Source organism: Mycoplasmopsis californica, assembly GCF_000695835.1.
Classification (GTDB): Bacteria; Bacillota_I; Bacilli_A; order Mycoplasmatales; family Metamycoplasmataceae; genus Mycoplasmopsis; species Mycoplasmopsis californica.
Genome location: NZ_CP007521.1, coordinates 585,966 through 603,128, shown reverse-complemented (window position 1 = coordinate 603,128; position 17,163 = coordinate 585,966). Strand labels below are relative to the sequence as shown.

The window sequence follows — 17,163 nt, the reverse complement described above, 5'->3', positions numbered from 1 at the left end:
AATACCAAGAACATCTTGGTATTTTCTTTATTTTAACTCGTTAAATAGCTCATGAACATCAAAAGCTAATGAATTTATATCCCTAAAATTGAAGATGATATTAGGATCAAATAAGTTTTCATTGATTTCTCAATCTTTAATATTTAATAATGTATTTCTAACGGCATTCTTTTTAATTTCTGAGCCATTTACATTGCCGTTTTCATCTGTTTGATACTCAGAAGTGTTTATTTTTCCACTTTGAGAGGGTAATTGACCCAATTCAACGCCATGAACTCTAATATTGAATGACTGATTATCAGCTTTATATTTTTTGTATCTATCGGTGTTATCATTAGGTTTATACAAATAGCCATTGTCATCCTTGATGAATTGTTGTTGTTTTCAAGTTGCGATGTGGGCATGAGGCATTCAACCACCATTATTTGAAGGTTTTCCGACTATACCAATTACTGCACCTTTTTTTATCGGCAACGGATTATTTAGAGTAATGTCTAATTTAAGATATTTTTCTGTTTCAAATTTTTGTCTGTTTAGTCCATTTTTCTCTAATACACGCAGTGTTGCTGCGATATCAAGGTGAATTAATCCAATGTAAACATATTCAGCATCTGCAAATAAATCCTGATATACGTTTTGATTGATAGAATCGATTAATTGCTCTTTTTTAACTCTTAATACTAATTGTCCACCAATTCCGGTAAAGGGTTTTTCGTTTTTAGCCGCGCCCAGAGAAATAATGTCGCCATCAAAAGGAGCAATTATTTCAGTGCCTTCTTTAACCAAAACATCTTCACCAAGATGAAGTTGTTTTGGAGCGTTTTTATTATTATAAAAACCTCTTAATTCACCATAACCACCAGGTAAAATACGAGATCTATTTGCCTTATCGTATATGTTTTGAGTAATTTTGGTCAAAATATTTGAGTCAATATCACCTAGCAATAAGTTAAATTTATTTAAGCTATCTTGCAATTCAGGTTGAAAAATATATGTGTGTTTATCCACTCCGGCTTCAATATAAACTTCTTTGTTATTAAATTCTGCAACATCAGAATTCGTAACTTTTAAGTTAAATCCTAATCTTTGAGGGTGATCAAGTTTTTTGATTGATTTAATTTCGTATTGCAGGCCGTTTACTTTAGATTTTGCTACAAAATCATTTTTATGAGCTTGTGCAAAAGGGTAGTTGGTAAAACTTAGATTATATTTAAGTTCAACTATTGCGTTTTGTTTTAAAAATTCATCAGCATCAACTGTTTTAAAACGTCCTTTATATACTAAATTTACTCCTATATTTTTGATTGTTGTGTCGACAGATCATCGGTTCGACTTTATTTTAATACTTGGCGAACCATAAGCTAACTTAAATTTAATGATGAAATTTTGGTGATTTTGTGGATCAACTTCAAAACTTTCAATGTACACATTAAATAAATCGTTTTTAGAATCGGCTTTTTTAAGTGAAGCAAGCTCTTGCTTTTGTTGCTGGGTTAGATTATTAAAATAAAGTTTATTTTCTAGATCTTTAAATCTTAACTTGATAGTTTTGTTTAATTCGTTTCTTGAAATCTGAGTTAATTTGTAATCTAAGTTAGCGCCCGGTGCCATTTCCAGACTCATTTTTTCGACTTTAACAACATTTAAGCCATCTTGTACATCGTATTTATCTTTTAAGAAATTTTCAAGTTTAGTTTTACGCTTTTTATTTTCTTCATTAATGCTTAATCCTTTTAATTTAAAGAAAATTTTACGTGTTTGAAATTCATTGATTTGCCCACTAACTGTTTTAATGTATCTTTTTATTACCACAGGCACTGATAAATATTCAATATTTGAATAGTCACGATTGACCTCATTGAAAACTATTTCAGCTTTTATTTTATCAAGATGTTTAAAACCTAAATTTTTTAAAGCTTCATTCAATTTATTTTTGTTTATTACTAAATTATTTTGTAAAAAGTTATTTAGATATAGATTTTTAACTTGTATTTTAGCTATATCTGTTTTTGGATTTTTTCATTCTAATATTGCAGTGTGATCAGCTAATTTATCCAGATTGTCTAAACTTGCACTGTCGATTTTTCCCTGATTTAAGGTCTCAATTTGATTAGTGTATGTTTCAGTTTGCGAACAGGAAATGGCGAATACAGGTGCAGAAATTAGTATGCCAGGACCAAATAAGTTTTTAATTATTTTCTTTCCTTTAATAAACATAGGTGTGTTTTCCTCCTTTATAAATGCCAATAGTTATTAATGCGACTATTATTGGTACAGCAATTGTGATTGCTAGATTTATAAAATAATGTTTGATAATTTGTGTTTTTTTCTTGTTATCATCTGCCAAAATTAAGTTTAAAATTGCAAAACCAGTCGCTAGGAAGATGTGAAAAGCGAAAAAGTTAAAATATGATGAAATTGTTAAGATTGTAAACAAAATTATCATGTTTAAAATCACTGATGTAAAGTGATTTAAACTGTATGTGTGTGGTATCCGCGGTGTCATTGTAATAGTGATTGCTAGCAAAAACACAAATATAGTTTCTTTTATTGTAAATGCTAATGTTTTTTCATTGTGGTTTTGGAATAATATTTCCTTCAATGTTACGCTTGTCTGGTTTTCAAAATAATTTGATGGAATTTTTTTGAATAAATAAAACATGGCAACAAACAAAATAAAACCACTCATTGATCCTAAAAATTGAAATCCTAAGATATACGGCACTCCTATAAAACTCTTGAATATAGAACCTTTAGTATTCAATGTTTCAACGACTGCATCAAATAATACACTGATCGGATTTATATACATAATTGGGGTATCATCCGACACAGCAACCATAAGACCTCAAAACATTACAATTGCGACAAATGTAATTAACGTAAATATCAATGATTGTATGATTTTAGATGTATTTTTAGCACGCTTAAATATATATAAACTCAACAACACAAAAAAAGCTAAAAAGCAATTTGCCCCAAACTCGCTCAGAGCAACTGTTTTGTTAAAATTATTAGTTAAAACGTGTAGTCCTGTCATTTTTCCTCCTTTTTATGAATGATTATAAACAATTAATGATTAAACGGCTTTGATATAAGTAAATTTATTTGTTTTTTCCTATTTTTATCACAAAAAAACAAACATACTTCATTAAGTGTGTTTGTTTTGATGAATTCTTATTGAAAAAAACTCGGGTCGGTACCACCATTTTCATAATAGTGTTTCGCCGCTTCATAATAAGCCATTGATAATTGATTTAATAAATCATTATATTGATCGAAGCTTAATGTTGTTGGATCGCTGGTTTTAGTAATTATTTCTTTTGTAATTTTATCTAGTTTATCTGCTTGTGTCATAAATTTTGAATCTTTTAATAATTTTTCGCGTAATTTTCCGTTCTTAACTAGTTGATTTTCAAGTGCATCTTGCACAACTTTGATTCTATTTTCTGCTCGCATTTTTTCCAATATAACATTTAAATCTTGCTTTGCTTTATCGTAATCTTCTTTTGTTAATTTCGATTTTTGAAGAGTTTCTTTAATATTGTTTATTTTGTGCTCATAATTAAGCTTAATTTCTTGATGTTTTTGGTTTATACTTCGGAAAAACATATCTATGCCTTCAACAACATTTTGGTATTCTGCTTTTGCTTGCTTGATTTCCTCAGGTATGTTTTCGTCTTGTTCTTTTTCTAAATTGTTAATGGTGTTTTCTAAAATTTCGTATGCTTTTAAAAATTGCGAAATATTGTGGCTGTTATCAGCAATTAATTTTTGTGCTTGGTCAATAGCTAACTTAATTTTTTGTTTTTTATTAGTGTGATTTGATTGTTTTTCAATTTTTTCAAGTTCCTTTTTCAATTCATAATATGAGTTAATAATTTTGTATTCATTTTGCATTTGAATTAATAATTTTTGTAAGTTTGTGTAAGCTTTTTCATAGTTTGTTTTTGAATTTAAGTCGCTTTTTAACTCATTATTAACTAAATTTATTTTAGATTGCAGAACGTTTTTGAAGAAATTTAACTGGGGGTCAGTGATGTTTGTTAAAAGTGAGTTAGCTTTTGAAAGTAGATCTTGATATTGGTTTTTAGCAATATCGAGAATTTGTTTGGTTGCGTTATTTTCCAAAATTTCTAATTCTTTAAGGGCAAGATTGTAATCTTGTACTGAGATATTATTATTTTTTAATTTGCTAATTATTTTAGTTAAATTATTTGCTAGTGATTGTCTAACTTGCATATACTCAGAACGCGAAATTGACAAAATGAATTTTTGAAGTTTATTAACTTTTCCTTGAAATTCATCAACTTTATTTTTTAACTCATTATCATTATTATTAGTGTCAGTGCCAACTTTATCTAATGCATGTAAAAGTTCTTCGTGAGCAGAAGAAATTTGTAATAAATCTGGATTATTATTTAATAAATTTTTACCTTTTTCAATTAATAAATGTATCTTTTCGTAAAATGGATTGCTCCTATTTATTTTATTTAATAATTGTTTAGCTTTATCGACTGTCAATCAATATTTGGATTTATTTAATTCTATTTTAGCTTTATTTGTTAGCGATCCGAGTTTTTTAAGTTTTTCAATCAACTCCGGTGAGTCGGTTGTCATACCTTTCAAGTCTTTAATAATAATTTCGATATCAGCTAAATTAATTTTAAGTTTTTGTTCAAATTCTTCAATATTTGTAATTGTCTTAGGTTTGGTGATAAACTCTTGAATTAATATTGAAATATTAGTTGAATATTTTTCGATTTGATTGCTTACAGTTGAAGATGAATTTAAATTATTATTTTTGAGTTGTGAGACTTTTTTTGCGTTCTCATCTATTTTTTCAATAATTGAATTCAATTCAGGGATTGTTATTTCAGTTTTTTGCGTTTTTTGAAGTTCATCAACAAATTTTTTCAATTCAGTTTTAGCATTTTTGAATTCATTTGAATTTGATTCAGTTTGTCCTTGCAATAAATTCTGTGCTTTAGTTATTGCTTGCTCAATTTTTTGTTCTGTTTTTTCAATTACAGGCTTATATTTATTAATTCTATTTTCAAGTGAAACAATATTTAAATTTAGGTTTTCAATCGATTTTTGAAAACCAGGTCAGGTCTTTTTAAGCGTTCTATTTTGAAGATTTTTTTGAATTTTTTTCAATTCACCAAGATAATTTTCAGCATTAATAACTTCTGTGTTTAGAATTCAGTATTTTTCTTTATTTTTATCAAGGTTTTCTATATGTTGGGTAGCGTTTTTTAACGCTGCTAAGACATCATCATTTTTATAATTTTTTTGTTTAGGTGTAACTCCAACTCCTATAGCTATAATACTCATTGCAACAATGGATGAACCAATAATTGCGGAAGGAATCCAGATTTTTTTTGTTATTTTTTTCATATTACTCCATATTGTAGGTTAAGACATTTTTTTATTATATTTATATTGAAGAAAATTTCAATACAAATATATTTTTTATTGCAGTAAACTTTTCAATCTTTCCTGTTTTGCTTATATTTTTGAATGTTATTATACTTATTTAAATTTAGTCAATAGGATTGAACATATTCTAGGTTTGTTATTTATTATTAGATATTTTATTTTTTAAGCTTTCTAACCTTCTTTAATCTTTTTATTTTATTTATATATGGAAGTGAAAATAAAATATTAAGGTTTTATAAATTAAAATAATAAAGCGGTCTAAATGTACTTAGTATATAAAATTAAAGGCAGCTTGTTTTTTCAAAAATATTAAAATTTATTTTGTACTGAAATAAAAAAGTGTATATTTATATCAGCAACTTATAACAGCAAAAACGCTAGCAAAAAAATTAAAAAAATTCTTTTTGGTTTTGAAAAAAGTGCTATGATAGTTGAGCAACTTGTTATTGTTGTAATCGTTCTTTGAAAACTAGATATATAAACATGACGAAGTCAATTTTTTCGAGAGTTTGATCCTGGCTCAGGATGAACGCTGGCTGTGTGCCTAATACATGCATGTCGAGCGAAGTACTTGTACTTAGCGGCGAATGGGTGAGTAACACGTACTCAACGTACCCTTCAGATTGGCATAGCGGTTGGAAACAACCGATAATTCCAAATACTCGTTTTTATCGCATGATAATTACGTAAAAGACGCCTTTAAAGCGTCGCTGGAGGAGCGGGGTGCGCAACATTAGCTAGTTGGTGAGGTAACGGCCCACCAAGGCAATGATGTTTAGCGGGGTTGAGAGACTGAACCGCCACACTGGGACTGAGATACGGCCCAGACTCCTACGGGAGGCAGCAGTAGGGAATATTCCACAATGGACGAAAGTCTGATGGAGCGACACAGCGTGCAGGATGAAGGCCCTATGGGTTGTAAACTGCTGTGGTAAGGGAATAAAAAACAGTGTAGGAAATGCCACTGTATTGAATGTACCTTATTAGAAAGCAACGGCTAACTATGTGCCAGCAGCCGCGGTAATACATAGGTTGCAAGCGTTATCCGGAATTATTGGGCGTAAAGCGTCTGTAGGTTGTTTGTTAAGTCTGGCGTTAAATTTTGGGGCTCAACCCCAAACCGCGTTGGATACTGGCAAACTAGAGTTATGTAGAGGTTAGCGGAATTCCTTGTGAAGCGGTGAAATGCGTAGATATAAGGAAGAACACCAACATGGCGAAGGCAGCTAACTGGACATATACTGACACTGAGAGACGAAAGCGTGGGGAGCAAACAGGATTAGATACCCTGGTAGTCCACGCCCTAAACGTTGATCATTAGCTGATGGGGAACTCATCGGCGCAGCTAACGCATTAAATGATCCGCCTGAGTAGTACGTTCGCAAGAATAAAACTTAAAGGAATTGACGGGGACCCGTACAAGCGGTGGAGCATGTGGTTTAATTTGAAGATACGCGTAGAACCTTACCCACTCTTGACATCTTCTGCAAAGCTATAGAGATATAGTGGAGGTTAACAGAATGACAGATGGTGCATGGTTGTCGTCAGCTCGTGTCGTGAGATGTTCGGTTAAGTCCTGCAACGAGCGCAACCCCTGTCCTTAGTTACTAACATTTAGTTGAGCACTCTAAGGAGACTGCCTGAGTAATCGGGAGGAAGGTGGGGACGACGTCAAATCATCATGCCTCTTACGAGTGGGGCAACACACGTGCTACAATGGCCAGTACAAAGTGAAGCAACCTGGTGACAGTGAGCAAACCACAAAAAACTGGTCTCAGTTCGGATTGGAGTCTGCAACTCGACTCCATGAAGTCGGAATCGCTAGTAATCGTAGATCAGCTACGCTACGGTGAATACGTTCTCGGGTCTTGTACACACCGCCCGTCAAACCATGGGAGCTGGTAATGCCCGAAGTCGGTTTATTAACAAACTGCCTAAGGCAGGACTGGTGACTGGGGTTAAGTCGTACAAGGTATCCCTACGAGAACGTGGGGAAGGATTACCTCCTTTCTACGGAGTACAAAGTTGTTAAATTAACAACATTAACCTTTATTAGTCTAGACCTACTTATTTTTAGCAGTCATGGCTTGTTAGGTCGCAAGCAATATATCTAGTTTTGAGAGGACATCTCTCAAAATGTTCTTTGAAAACTGAATAGTAAATATTTTAAAATATTACAACGACATCAAAATTGAATAAATTTGGTTTTATTCGTATTGATTCATCGAGTAATCATAATTATTATGATTCATTGAAATGTCTTAAAATACACATCATAACAACAATAGGAAATCTTAATTTTTTAATTAAGGACATACTTTTAAATAAGTAAGAGTTTGTGGTGGATGCCTTGGGTCTGGAAGTCGATGAAGGACGTGATTACCTGCGATAAGCCTCGTGGAGCTGGATATAAGCTACGAAACGGGGATTTCCGAATGGGGGAACCTAGCTAGGGTAATGCCTAGTTGCCATCTTCTGAATACATAGGAATTTGAGCGAGACACCATGTGAACTGAAACATCTTAGTAGCATGAGGAAAAGAAAATAAACAATGATTTTTTTAGTAGCGGCGAGCGAACGAGAAAGAGCCCAAACCACATTAGTGGGGTTGTAGGACAATCTATACAGAGTTACAAAGTTAAATGATAGCAGAAACGTTTGGGAAGACGTAGCATAGAGGGTGATACTCCCGTAAGTGAAATTATTTAACCTCTTGATTGTATCCTGAGTAGGGCGGGGCACGTGAAACCCTGTCTGAATCTGCCGGGACCACCCGGTAAGGCTAAATACTAACCAGACACCGATAGTGAACTAGTACCGTGAGGGAAAGGTGAAAAGAACCCCGAGAGGGGAGTGAAATAGATTCTGAAACCACTTACTTACAATTAGTCAGAGCCCATTTAAGGGTGATGGCGTACATCTTGCAGTATGGACCGGCGAGTTATGTTATCATGCGAGGTTAAGCGGAAAAAAGCGGAGCCGTAGAGAAATCGAGTCTTAATAGGGCGCTTTAGTATGATGGCATACACCCGAAACCAGGTGATCTATTCATGAGCAGGCTGAAGCTTGGGTAACACCAAGTGGAGGGCCGAACCGTAGTACGCTGAAAAGTGCCCGGATGACTTGTGAATAGCGGAGAAATTCCAATCGAACTTGGAGATAGCTGGTTCTCCTCGAAATAGCTTTAGGGCTAGCGTGTGGTGTTAAATGATGGTGGTAAAGCACTGAATGTGGAATGGCCGCGCCTAGCGGTACTGACTATAATCAAACTCTGAATACCATCATGTATTGCCATGCAGTCGGAACCGGGGTGCTAACGTCCCGGCTCGCGAGGGAAACAACCCAGATCGTCGGCTAAGGTCCCAAATTCGTGTTAAGTGAGAAAGGTTGTGGGGTTTCATAAACAACTAGGAAGTTGGCTTAGAAGCAGCCATCTTTTAAAGAGTGCGTAATAGCTCACTAGTCAAGAGACCCTGCGCCAATAATTTAACGGGACTAAAACACGAAACCGAAGCCACGGGTACATTTATGTACGTTAGAGGAGCGTTCTTAGGGCAATGAAGTCAGACCGTGAGGACTGGTGGAGCGCTAAGAAGTGAGAATGCCGGTATGAGTAACGATTCGTGGTGAGAATCCACGACGCCTATTGGGGAAGGTTTCCTGGGCAAGGTTCGTCCACCCAGGGTTAGTCAGGACCTAAGGCGAGGCGGAAACGCGTAGTCGATGGACAACAGGTTAATATTCCTGTACTTTCTATAATTGTGATGGAGTGACGGAGAAGGATAGGCTTACCTCTTACTGGATTGAGGGGCAAGTAGCAACTGGGAATTGTAGGCAAATCCGCAATTCATTAACCGGGAGCTATGATGCATAGGCGTTAGCTGAATTAGTTGATTTCATACTTCCAAGAAAAGCTTCTAAACTTTAAAATTATGGAAACCTGTACCGAGAACGGACACACGTCCCCAAGATGAGTATTCTAAGGCGAGCGAGAAAACTAGTGTTAAGGAACTCTGCAAAATGACCCCGTAAGTTCGCAAGAAGGGGTGCTCACGCAAGTGAGCCACAGAAAATTATGAGGGGCAACTGTTTATCAAAAACACAGCTCTCTGCTAAACCGCAAGGTGATGTATAGGGGGTGAAGCCTGCCCAGTGCCCGAAGGTTAAGTGGATGCGTTAGCTTATGCGAAGCGTTGAAATGAAGCCCGGGTGAACGGCGGCCGTAACTATAACGGTCCTAAGGTAGCGAAATTCCTTGTCGGCTAAATACTGACCTGCACGAAAGGCGCAATGATCTCTCAACTGTCTCAACACTAGACTCGGTGAAATTATGGTCCCAGTGAAAACGCTGGGTACCCGCATCAAGACGAAAAGACCCCATGGAGCTTTACTACAACTTCGTATTGAAATTTGGTCTAACATGTGTAGGATAGGTGGGAGACGTTGAAGCTAGGACGCTAGTTCTAGTGGAGTCAACCTTGAAATACCACCCTTGTTATATTGAGTTTCTAACCTGCCATCATAATCGGGCGGGGGGACAGTGCGTGGTGGGTAGTTTGACTGGGGCGGTCGCCTCCTAAAGAGTAACGGAGGCGTTCAAAGGTACACTCAATACGGTCAGAAACCGTATGCAGAGCGCAAAGGTAGAAGTGTGCTTGACTGTGAGACTTACAAGTCGAGCAGGTGCGAAAGCAGGACTTAGTGATCCGGCTGTACATTGTGGAATGGCAGTCGCTCAACGGATAAAAGTTACCCTGGGGATAACAGGCTTATCTTGCCCAAGAGATCACATCGACGGCAAGGTTTGGCACCTCGATGTCGGCTCATCGCATCCTGGAGCTGGAGTCGGTTCCAAGGGTTGGGCTGTTCGCCCATTAAAGCGGTACGCGAGCTGGGTTCAGAACGTCGTGAGACAGTTCGGTCCCTATCTGATGTGGGCGTTGGAATATTGATGAGAGCCGTTTTTAGTACGAGAGGACCGAAACGGACGTACCGCTGGTGTTCCAGTTGTTCCGCCAGGAGCATAGCTGGGTAGCTAAGTACGGAAAGGATAACCGCTGAAAGCATCTAAGTGGGAAGCCTCCTCAAAGATTAGTATTCCCTTGAGATTCCTTGAAGACTACAAGGTCGATAGGCTGGAGGTGTAAGCATAGTGATATGTTGAGCTGACCAGTACTAATAAATCGATAGGTTTAAAAGTAATGTGTATTTAATACATTTCAATGAATTTTAAATTACTATTCAGTTTTCAGAGAACACGCTGCCAAAAGCAGTATTTTTTTTATTTTTGTGTATTTATATTAAAGACTTTATAAGGCATAACCGAGTTTCTGAGTTAAGTTCTTTTTTGGACTTTTTATTCGCCCTTTAAGTATTTATATTTAAAGGAAAAATGCGGAAAAACATTTGCATGAATGTAGGGGTTTTAGTAATTTATTCAGTAGTTGATAGCTTAAATATTTTTAATCAACTATCAAAACTAAAAAAATTAAAGGAATTATTAAAATAGCCAATTAGTTCAAGAATTCTGAATAATTATTCAATGGTTAAATCCTTTCAAAATAAGGACAATTTTGCAAATGGTATCACAACTAAGAAAGATACTTTTTACAACGCGCTAGATTTTTTTGGTAGATGACGAAAATAATATAATGTAAATATTAGACAAAGAGATTTGTAGTAAAACTGATAGAAATATCGAATTAGTTTTTTATATTTCTTAATAGTTTATTTTGACAACATCGTTAGGGATTGGTTGAGACAATCAGAATATTGAAAATAAGGAAAATTTAAAGAAGACTAAGTTGTTAATGGTGTGGCAACTGATTCTAATGGTATTTAAATTTTTCTAAAAGTTTTTAAAGGAAATGTTTTTGATATCAAGACATTTATACCCTTTATTTTAGAAATAAAAAAGCATACAATATCAGTAAAATTACAATAATCGCTGATAAAGGTATGAGTTCTAGCAAAAATATAAAATTTTTGGAAAATCTTCGAATCGATTTTATTATTTTGTATAGAGCTAAGGTTTGTTCACAAAATCTTAAAATATTACTCTTGTTCCAGTAGGCTGTCTAGGTGATGAAAGTTTTAAATGTAAAGAATTAGAATACGAATCCACTTGAAAATGAATGAAAAATGGCAAAATTAGAAGAAAAATAATCGCATATTCAAAATCAAGAACTAATAAAGATGCGCGAGATAGAAAAATATTGATTGGAAATTTTAAAAACCTCAGAATAGTAAGGGTATTATTAAAGGCAAATAAATATCAGGAACTAAAAAGTAGGAATATTTCAAGCAAGTTCGAAATTTAAAATTTATGTTGGATTATCAAAAATGAAGAAGACTCAAAATTTGATGGCGTTTATGTCTGTAAAACGTCAATACTAGATTTATCAGCGTCTGAAATTTTTCAAATTTATGATAAACAGAAACAAGTTAAAAACTTTTAGTTCCCTTAAAAATGATCTTAAAGTCAGATTTATTTACGTTTGAATTAACAACACATAAAATGGCATTTTATTTTATGTTTTATAGTGCTTGTTGTATTAAAGTGCAATAAACAAATTCTATAGTGAAAACGGAGTAATTGAAAAATACACAAATAATACGTGATTGAATTATTAAATTCTTGTAACAAAGTTAAAACTTATAAAAATAATTATCTAATAAACAGCAAATTTATAAATAATATGTCTAAACCATACACGTTAGATGAATTTAATGAAATAATGAGCATCTTAAAAAGTTGCATATAAAAAAAGCAAAAAGTTAAATTAAGAGATAAATTACCTATAATTTTTAGCTTTTTACTTTAAACCCCGAAACTCAGGGGAATATGATCTCATTAAAAAAATGTAATTAAAAATAACTAAAACCACTTTAAATAGATGTATTCGTTATTTTTAATGTCTGAAACTGGGAAAGTACAGAAAAAGAAAAGTCACTGCTTAATATTTTATTATTTAAGACATGTTTTTACTATATTTGAATGGGAAATGTGCAAAAATTACATTTGATCTATATTTTGATTATTCGTGTGTTTGATTTGAGTTCAAATAACTCTTCGTTTAAATAAAGCAATTATAAAGATTATTGCATAGATGAATACAGCTAAAGGAGATATGAATATATATAATATTTTTTTATAAAAGGGAGCTTTTAATTTATTTCATTCGAGAATAGTTGTTGTAAATAACATGAAAAAAGAAATTAAATATATTATAACTATTGTTTTAATTATTTCAAAAAGTCCAGCATTACCAAGATTAATGTCATTACTTATATATCCTACTGTCATAAAAGTTAAATTAACAAGCAAACCTAAAACAATTAAACCTGTTAAAGGAAAAATAAAAGTAAAAAAATCTATTGCGCTTAAACTTCTTATAAACTTAGACAATAATCCACAAGAATACTTGCCAAAAACTTGCAAAAAACCTTTTGCTCATCTAATTCTTTGCTTGTAAAATGTTTTAATATCCTCTGGTTGTTCATCATATGTTATTGCATCTTTTGCGTAACCACATTTAATACCTTTTATAACCATGTCCGTTGATAATTCGATATCTTCGGTTAGTAGATTATATTTTCATTCATTATTTAAAAGCTTAGCATCAACTAAAAATCCAGTACCTGAAATAGAACAGTTTAATTTTAATGTTTTTCGCGGTCTTTGTAAAAATATAGATTCTCTGACAAATAATAATCCAGAAATCCCAGCAATTAATGAGGAATTAAAATTTTTTGCAGTTCTATAAGATGTGACAACTTTATAACCTTTGGAATACTCAATATTCATATATTTTAAAAAATCTTTATCGACAACATTATCTGCATCAAAAACAATATATGCATCATAAGGTTTTTCCATATTTTGTGACATATTTGATATCTTTTTAATTGCATAATCTAATGCATAACTCTTACCAATTAACTATGTATTAAATCTTTCGATAACATTAGCTTTTGCTTCCAAAGATACATTTTTTGTTTTATCTGTACAATTATCAGCAATTACAAATATTTCAAATAATTCTCTTGGATAATTTTGTTTATTTAGTGAGTCAATCAAGTTTTTAATAACAATTTCTTCATTTCTTGCAGGGATTAGTATTGCAAATTTATGGTTTTTGCATTCATAAACTACTTTTTTTCTTTTAAAAATATGAAGAAAAAACCCAACTATAAAATATAAGAATTGTGGAATTGAAAAGACAAATAAAGAAATCCCAAGTATTAAATTAAAATACCATAAAAAATTTAACATAAAACCGCCTCAAAAAAATCATAGTTAAATAATATTTATATGTTAATAAAAGTTTGTTTTCATTAGTTAGTAAGATATTATATCATTATCTAATAGTGTGATGTTTGATTTATAAATTTTAAATTCTTAAAGTAAAGCGCAATCTTTTATAAAAACTAAAAAATAATATCAAAGTTTAAAAAATAGTAAAGTTAGCAAAGATACCCTATGTACTTATGTTATTTATTAGTATTTATGGAATTTATAAAATTCCTTGCTATCTAGTTTAATTTCCTAAATTCAATTGAAAAAGCCGAAATGTTTAGTTTATTCAATTGAATTTATTTTTACATAGTAGCAAAATTTAGAGTTTTTGCCACTAGGGTGAAAATGTGAAAATTGTAATTAAAAATAACGAAATCCCATAAAATAGTGGTATTCGTTATTTTTAATGTTTAAAACTGGAAAAGAAGGAAATATTTTGCTCTTTAAGACATGTTTTTATTTTTATACTTAAATGGTAACTTTCAAAAAGTCTTTACTCAGTTTTTACGTGATGTTTACGCTTTATTTCTATTTAATTGGTGATGTCTATAGGTAATAAAAGTAATACTTTGTATTTATTTGTAATTACGCATTTTATATACACCGGAATGAATAATTTAAATTACGAATAATATATTAAAATTTTGTTTTTTATTTAATTTTAATTATTTACAAATTCTAAATCATTTTCAACAACCCATTTTCATTGTTCATTATTGTTTTCATGAACTCATCCACCGAGGTTGTCGCTATAATATTTTGATTTATCTGGCAACGCTCTAATAACAAACCATGTTCTTTTGCTTTTGAAGCCCTTTTAAAAGGATAAATCTTAAATTATTATTGTCTCCGCTGTTAAAGGCGATACCTTTTGCTCAATAATCATAATAATTGTATTTAGATTCGTTGTTTGTAACGTCAGTTTCTTCACTTAAATCATAGTGAAAGTTAACATTAAAATTGTAATATTTAGATCTATAATATTTATCATCTAGGACTAAATTGGGGTTTTTCCTGTTTCTTGGGTTTTCTAAATATGAGTGCTTGATTGATGTTTCGACAAATTTATTTCATGCTGGCGCTGTATCTGGCATTATCCATTTTCCATTTCCGATTAAATTAATTATTTCCTTTTTAAAAATGAGTTTTTTTGTTTCCATAAATGCCAGATGGGTATCGTTGCTAATTTGATTTAAATATATAGATAGATTCTTGATACGCTCATTACTCAAATATGTCGCTATTTTTAGTGTTTTTTCAGATCATTTATTATATCCTGCTTTAATACCCTCATCGTTTCTTGTATATTTATATGTAATTAGTTAAAGGTTGTAATATATTTATCTACAACTTCTTTTATTTTTTCAATTTATCTTTTTTATTGTTTAATAGTTTATTGTTGAAATTGTGTTCAAATTCTGCATCATATGATTTAATTAAATTTTTATATTTTTGGACTATAAATTTAGGTGTTCATACTTGACCTAGATTTAATTTATTTTTATTCTCATAGTCTTTCATTTATAAAATAATATATTCTTTTAATTCTTTTATAAATTCTGTCAATTTTATTTAGCTAAACTTCGTATTGGGCATCAACAATATTGAAATTCAGTGCGTTAATATCCAATTTCAATTTTTAAATAGAATGAAAAAGCCAAGGTATTTGGCTTATTCTATAGAATTTATTTTGTTTTCAATCTCATTTTTAAATTCTTCATTTTGACGTAAAAAGTCTTTAAGGGCTTTTTTGCCCTGACACAGATTTTCACCATTATAAGCATATCAAGAACCTTTTTTCTCAATAACCCCTTTTACACACGCTAATTCAATTAATTCTCCAAGAGCGTCAATTCCTTGCCCAAAAATAATTTCGGTTTGGAATGATTTAAAAGGAGGAGCTAATTTATTTTTAACTACTTTTATCTTAATGTCATTGCCAACAATTTCTTTTCCTTCGGCAATTGATGAAACACGCCGAACTTCTAACCTTATTGATGAATAAAATTTCAATGCCCGTCCACCAGTTGTTGTTTCAGGATTGCCGAACATAACACCAATTTTTTCCCTAATTTGATTGACAAAAATAACTGTTGTGTGTGTTTTATTCAGTGTTGCAGTGATTTTTCTCAGTGATTTTGACATTAAGCGAGCTTGAAGACCAATTTGATTATCACTCATTTCTCCGTTAAGTTCTGCTTCTGGCACAAGTGCAGCAACTGAATCTACTACGATCAAATCAATAACTCCACTTTTTGCTAACATATCAACAATGTCCATTGCCTGTTCACCACTATCTGGTTGGGAAATAATCAATTTATCTAGGTCAATACCTAAATTTACTGCATAATTTGGGTCAATTGCATGCTCAGCATCAATAAACGCCGCAACACCGCCACGTTTTTGTACTTGGGCAATTGCGTGGAGGCAAAGGGTAGTTTTTCCTCCACTTTCAGGTCCGAATATTTCAATTATTCTACCTTCAGGATAACCTCCAATACCTAATGCATCGTCAAGTAAATAAGATCCAGACGGTATAGTTTTAATATTTTGACTTAAATTTTCACGGTCAAAAAAGGCAATCGCTTCCTCACCAAACTTCTTTGTAATATCAGCAATGGCTTTTTGAACGTTTTGATCTAATTTGTTTTTGTCCATTTCTTCCTTTCGCTAATATGTATTCAAAAAATTTAAATTTTACCTCAAAATAAACTTTATTTGCATTTTTTGCACATTTAGGCTAAAATTTTTCTTTAATTTTTTATACCTACAGATATAACTTAATTTTATTCTTATTTTGGCAAATTGAGTGTTTTTACAGCATTTTTGCACGTAAATCAACATTTTCGCTATAATTTAAATATTAATATTTACATATGTATTAGGAGTTATATTTAAAATATGGACGAACTTTTAGAGAAATATAAATTAAAAAAATCTAAGTTCAAATCTAAGATGACTAAAGTCAAATCACAAGCAAAAGTTATGAAGATTAAGGCAAAATCTAAATCTTCACAACCTCAGCAAATTAATATTCAAAACCAAACTAAACCTCAAATTCAATCGGAAACAGTTGATGAAGCAATAGTTAAAAAGTCAATTACACAAGTTAAACCGTTTCAATCAGCAGTTGATGATGTTAAGCCAATTATTGAAACCTATAAACCTGATGATATCGAGGTTGAGCCAATTGCAACGCAAACGCAAGTTGAGCCTAAAAAAATCTATGCTAAACCAAAATCGGGTTCAAAGATTGCTTTAGCATTTATGATTATTGCTTTTATTTTCATTTTAGCTGTAATTGTTTTTGGGATAGTATTGATTGTTGATTTTGCTTACCATAACGGAAGTCTTCAAGACGGTTGGATTTGAACAGTTCAACAAAGAAATCATGGATTATTTAATTGATGAAATAAATAGGA

10 protein-coding genes and 2 rRNA genes are annotated in these 17,163 nt (G+C 32.1%); 4 read left to right on the top strand and 8 right to left on the bottom strand.

What is annotated here, in order from left to right; genetic code table 4:
- Positions 1–27: 27 nt before the first annotated feature.
- The 3 genes from MCFN_RS02430 to MCFN_RS02420 all read right to left on the bottom strand — a co-directional run bounded on the left by MCFN_RS02430 (position 28) and on the right by MCFN_RS02420 (position 5,400).
- Positions 28–2,217 (bottom strand): MSC_0775 family lipoprotein, encoded by a 2,190-nt coding sequence (locus tag MCFN_RS02430; RefSeq protein ID WP_038561992.1) that lies wholly within the window; start codon positions 2,215–2,217, stop codon positions 28–30.
- Complete coding sequence (locus MCFN_RS02425; RefSeq protein ID WP_038561990.1) at positions 2,207–3,040, bottom strand: MAG4940 family membrane protein; 834 nt, start codon at positions 3,038–3,040, stop codon at positions 2,207–2,209. The genes MCFN_RS02430 and MCFN_RS02425 overlap by 11 nt, the downstream gene beginning before the upstream one ends.
- Positions 3,041–3,177: 137 nt before the next feature.
- A complete protein-coding gene (locus MCFN_RS02420) occupies positions 3,178–5,400 on the bottom strand; it encodes a hypothetical protein (RefSeq protein WP_038561988.1) in 2,223 nt (740 codons plus the stop codon).
- A 539-nt stretch (positions 5,401–5,939) separates the two neighbouring features.
- Between MCFN_RS02420 and MCFN_RS02415 the strand changes: the two genes are divergently transcribed.
- From MCFN_RS02415 to MCFN_RS02405, 3 genes are all read left to right on the top strand, one after another.
- Positions 5,940–7,452: ribosomal RNA gene (locus MCFN_RS02415) — 16S ribosomal RNA — on the top strand.
- 308 nt (positions 7,453–7,760) lie between these two features.
- Positions 7,761–10,642 (top strand): 23S ribosomal RNA (locus MCFN_RS02410).
- Together the 16S and 23S rRNA genes form the textbook arrangement of a ribosomal RNA operon.
- Positions 10,643–11,576: 934 nt before the next feature.
- On the top strand, positions 11,577–11,762 hold the full coding sequence (locus tag MCFN_RS02405; RefSeq protein ID WP_038561986.1) for a hypothetical protein: 186 nt from the start codon (positions 11,577–11,579) through the stop codon (positions 11,760–11,762).
- 695 nt (positions 11,763–12,457) lie between these two features.
- On the opposite strand, the gene MCFN_RS02400 is transcribed toward MCFN_RS02405, so the two are convergent.
- The 5 genes from MCFN_RS02400 to recA all read right to left on the bottom strand — a co-directional run bounded on the left by MCFN_RS02400 (position 12,458) and on the right by recA (position 16,399).
- A complete protein-coding gene (locus MCFN_RS02400; RefSeq protein WP_051604577.1) occupies positions 12,458–13,333 on the bottom strand; it encodes a glycosyltransferase family 2 protein in 876 nt (291 codons plus the stop codon).
- A gap of 51 nt (positions 13,334–13,384) precedes the next feature.
- Positions 13,385–13,717, bottom strand: coding sequence for a glycosyltransferase (locus tag MCFN_RS03425; RefSeq protein ID WP_051604576.1), 333 nt, complete (start codon positions 13,715–13,717; stop codon positions 13,385–13,387).
- Positions 13,718–14,520: 803 nt separating this feature from the next.
- A complete protein-coding gene (locus MCFN_RS02395) occupies positions 14,521–14,901 on the bottom strand; it encodes a hypothetical protein (RefSeq protein ID WP_038561984.1) in 381 nt (126 codons plus the stop codon).
- A 196-nt stretch (positions 14,902–15,097) separates the two neighbouring features.
- The gene (locus MCFN_RS03550) at positions 15,098–15,262 is read right to left on the bottom strand and encodes a hypothetical protein (protein ID WP_158419988.1); all 165 of its coding nucleotides are present in this window, start codon (positions 15,260–15,262) and stop codon (positions 15,098–15,100) included.
- 150 nt (positions 15,263–15,412) lie between these two features.
- The gene (gene recA / locus MCFN_RS02390; RefSeq protein ID WP_038561982.1) at positions 15,413–16,399 is read right to left on the bottom strand and encodes a recombinase RecA; all 987 of its coding nucleotides are present in this window, start codon (positions 16,397–16,399) and stop codon (positions 15,413–15,415) included.
- A gap of 243 nt (positions 16,400–16,642) precedes the next feature.
- Here recA and MCFN_RS03420 point away from each other — a divergent pair, with 243 nt between their 5' ends.
- A complete protein-coding gene (locus tag MCFN_RS03420; RefSeq protein ID WP_051604575.1) occupies positions 16,643–17,161 on the top strand; it encodes a hypothetical protein in 519 nt (172 codons plus the stop codon).
- Positions 17,162–17,163: the final 2 nt, after the last annotated feature.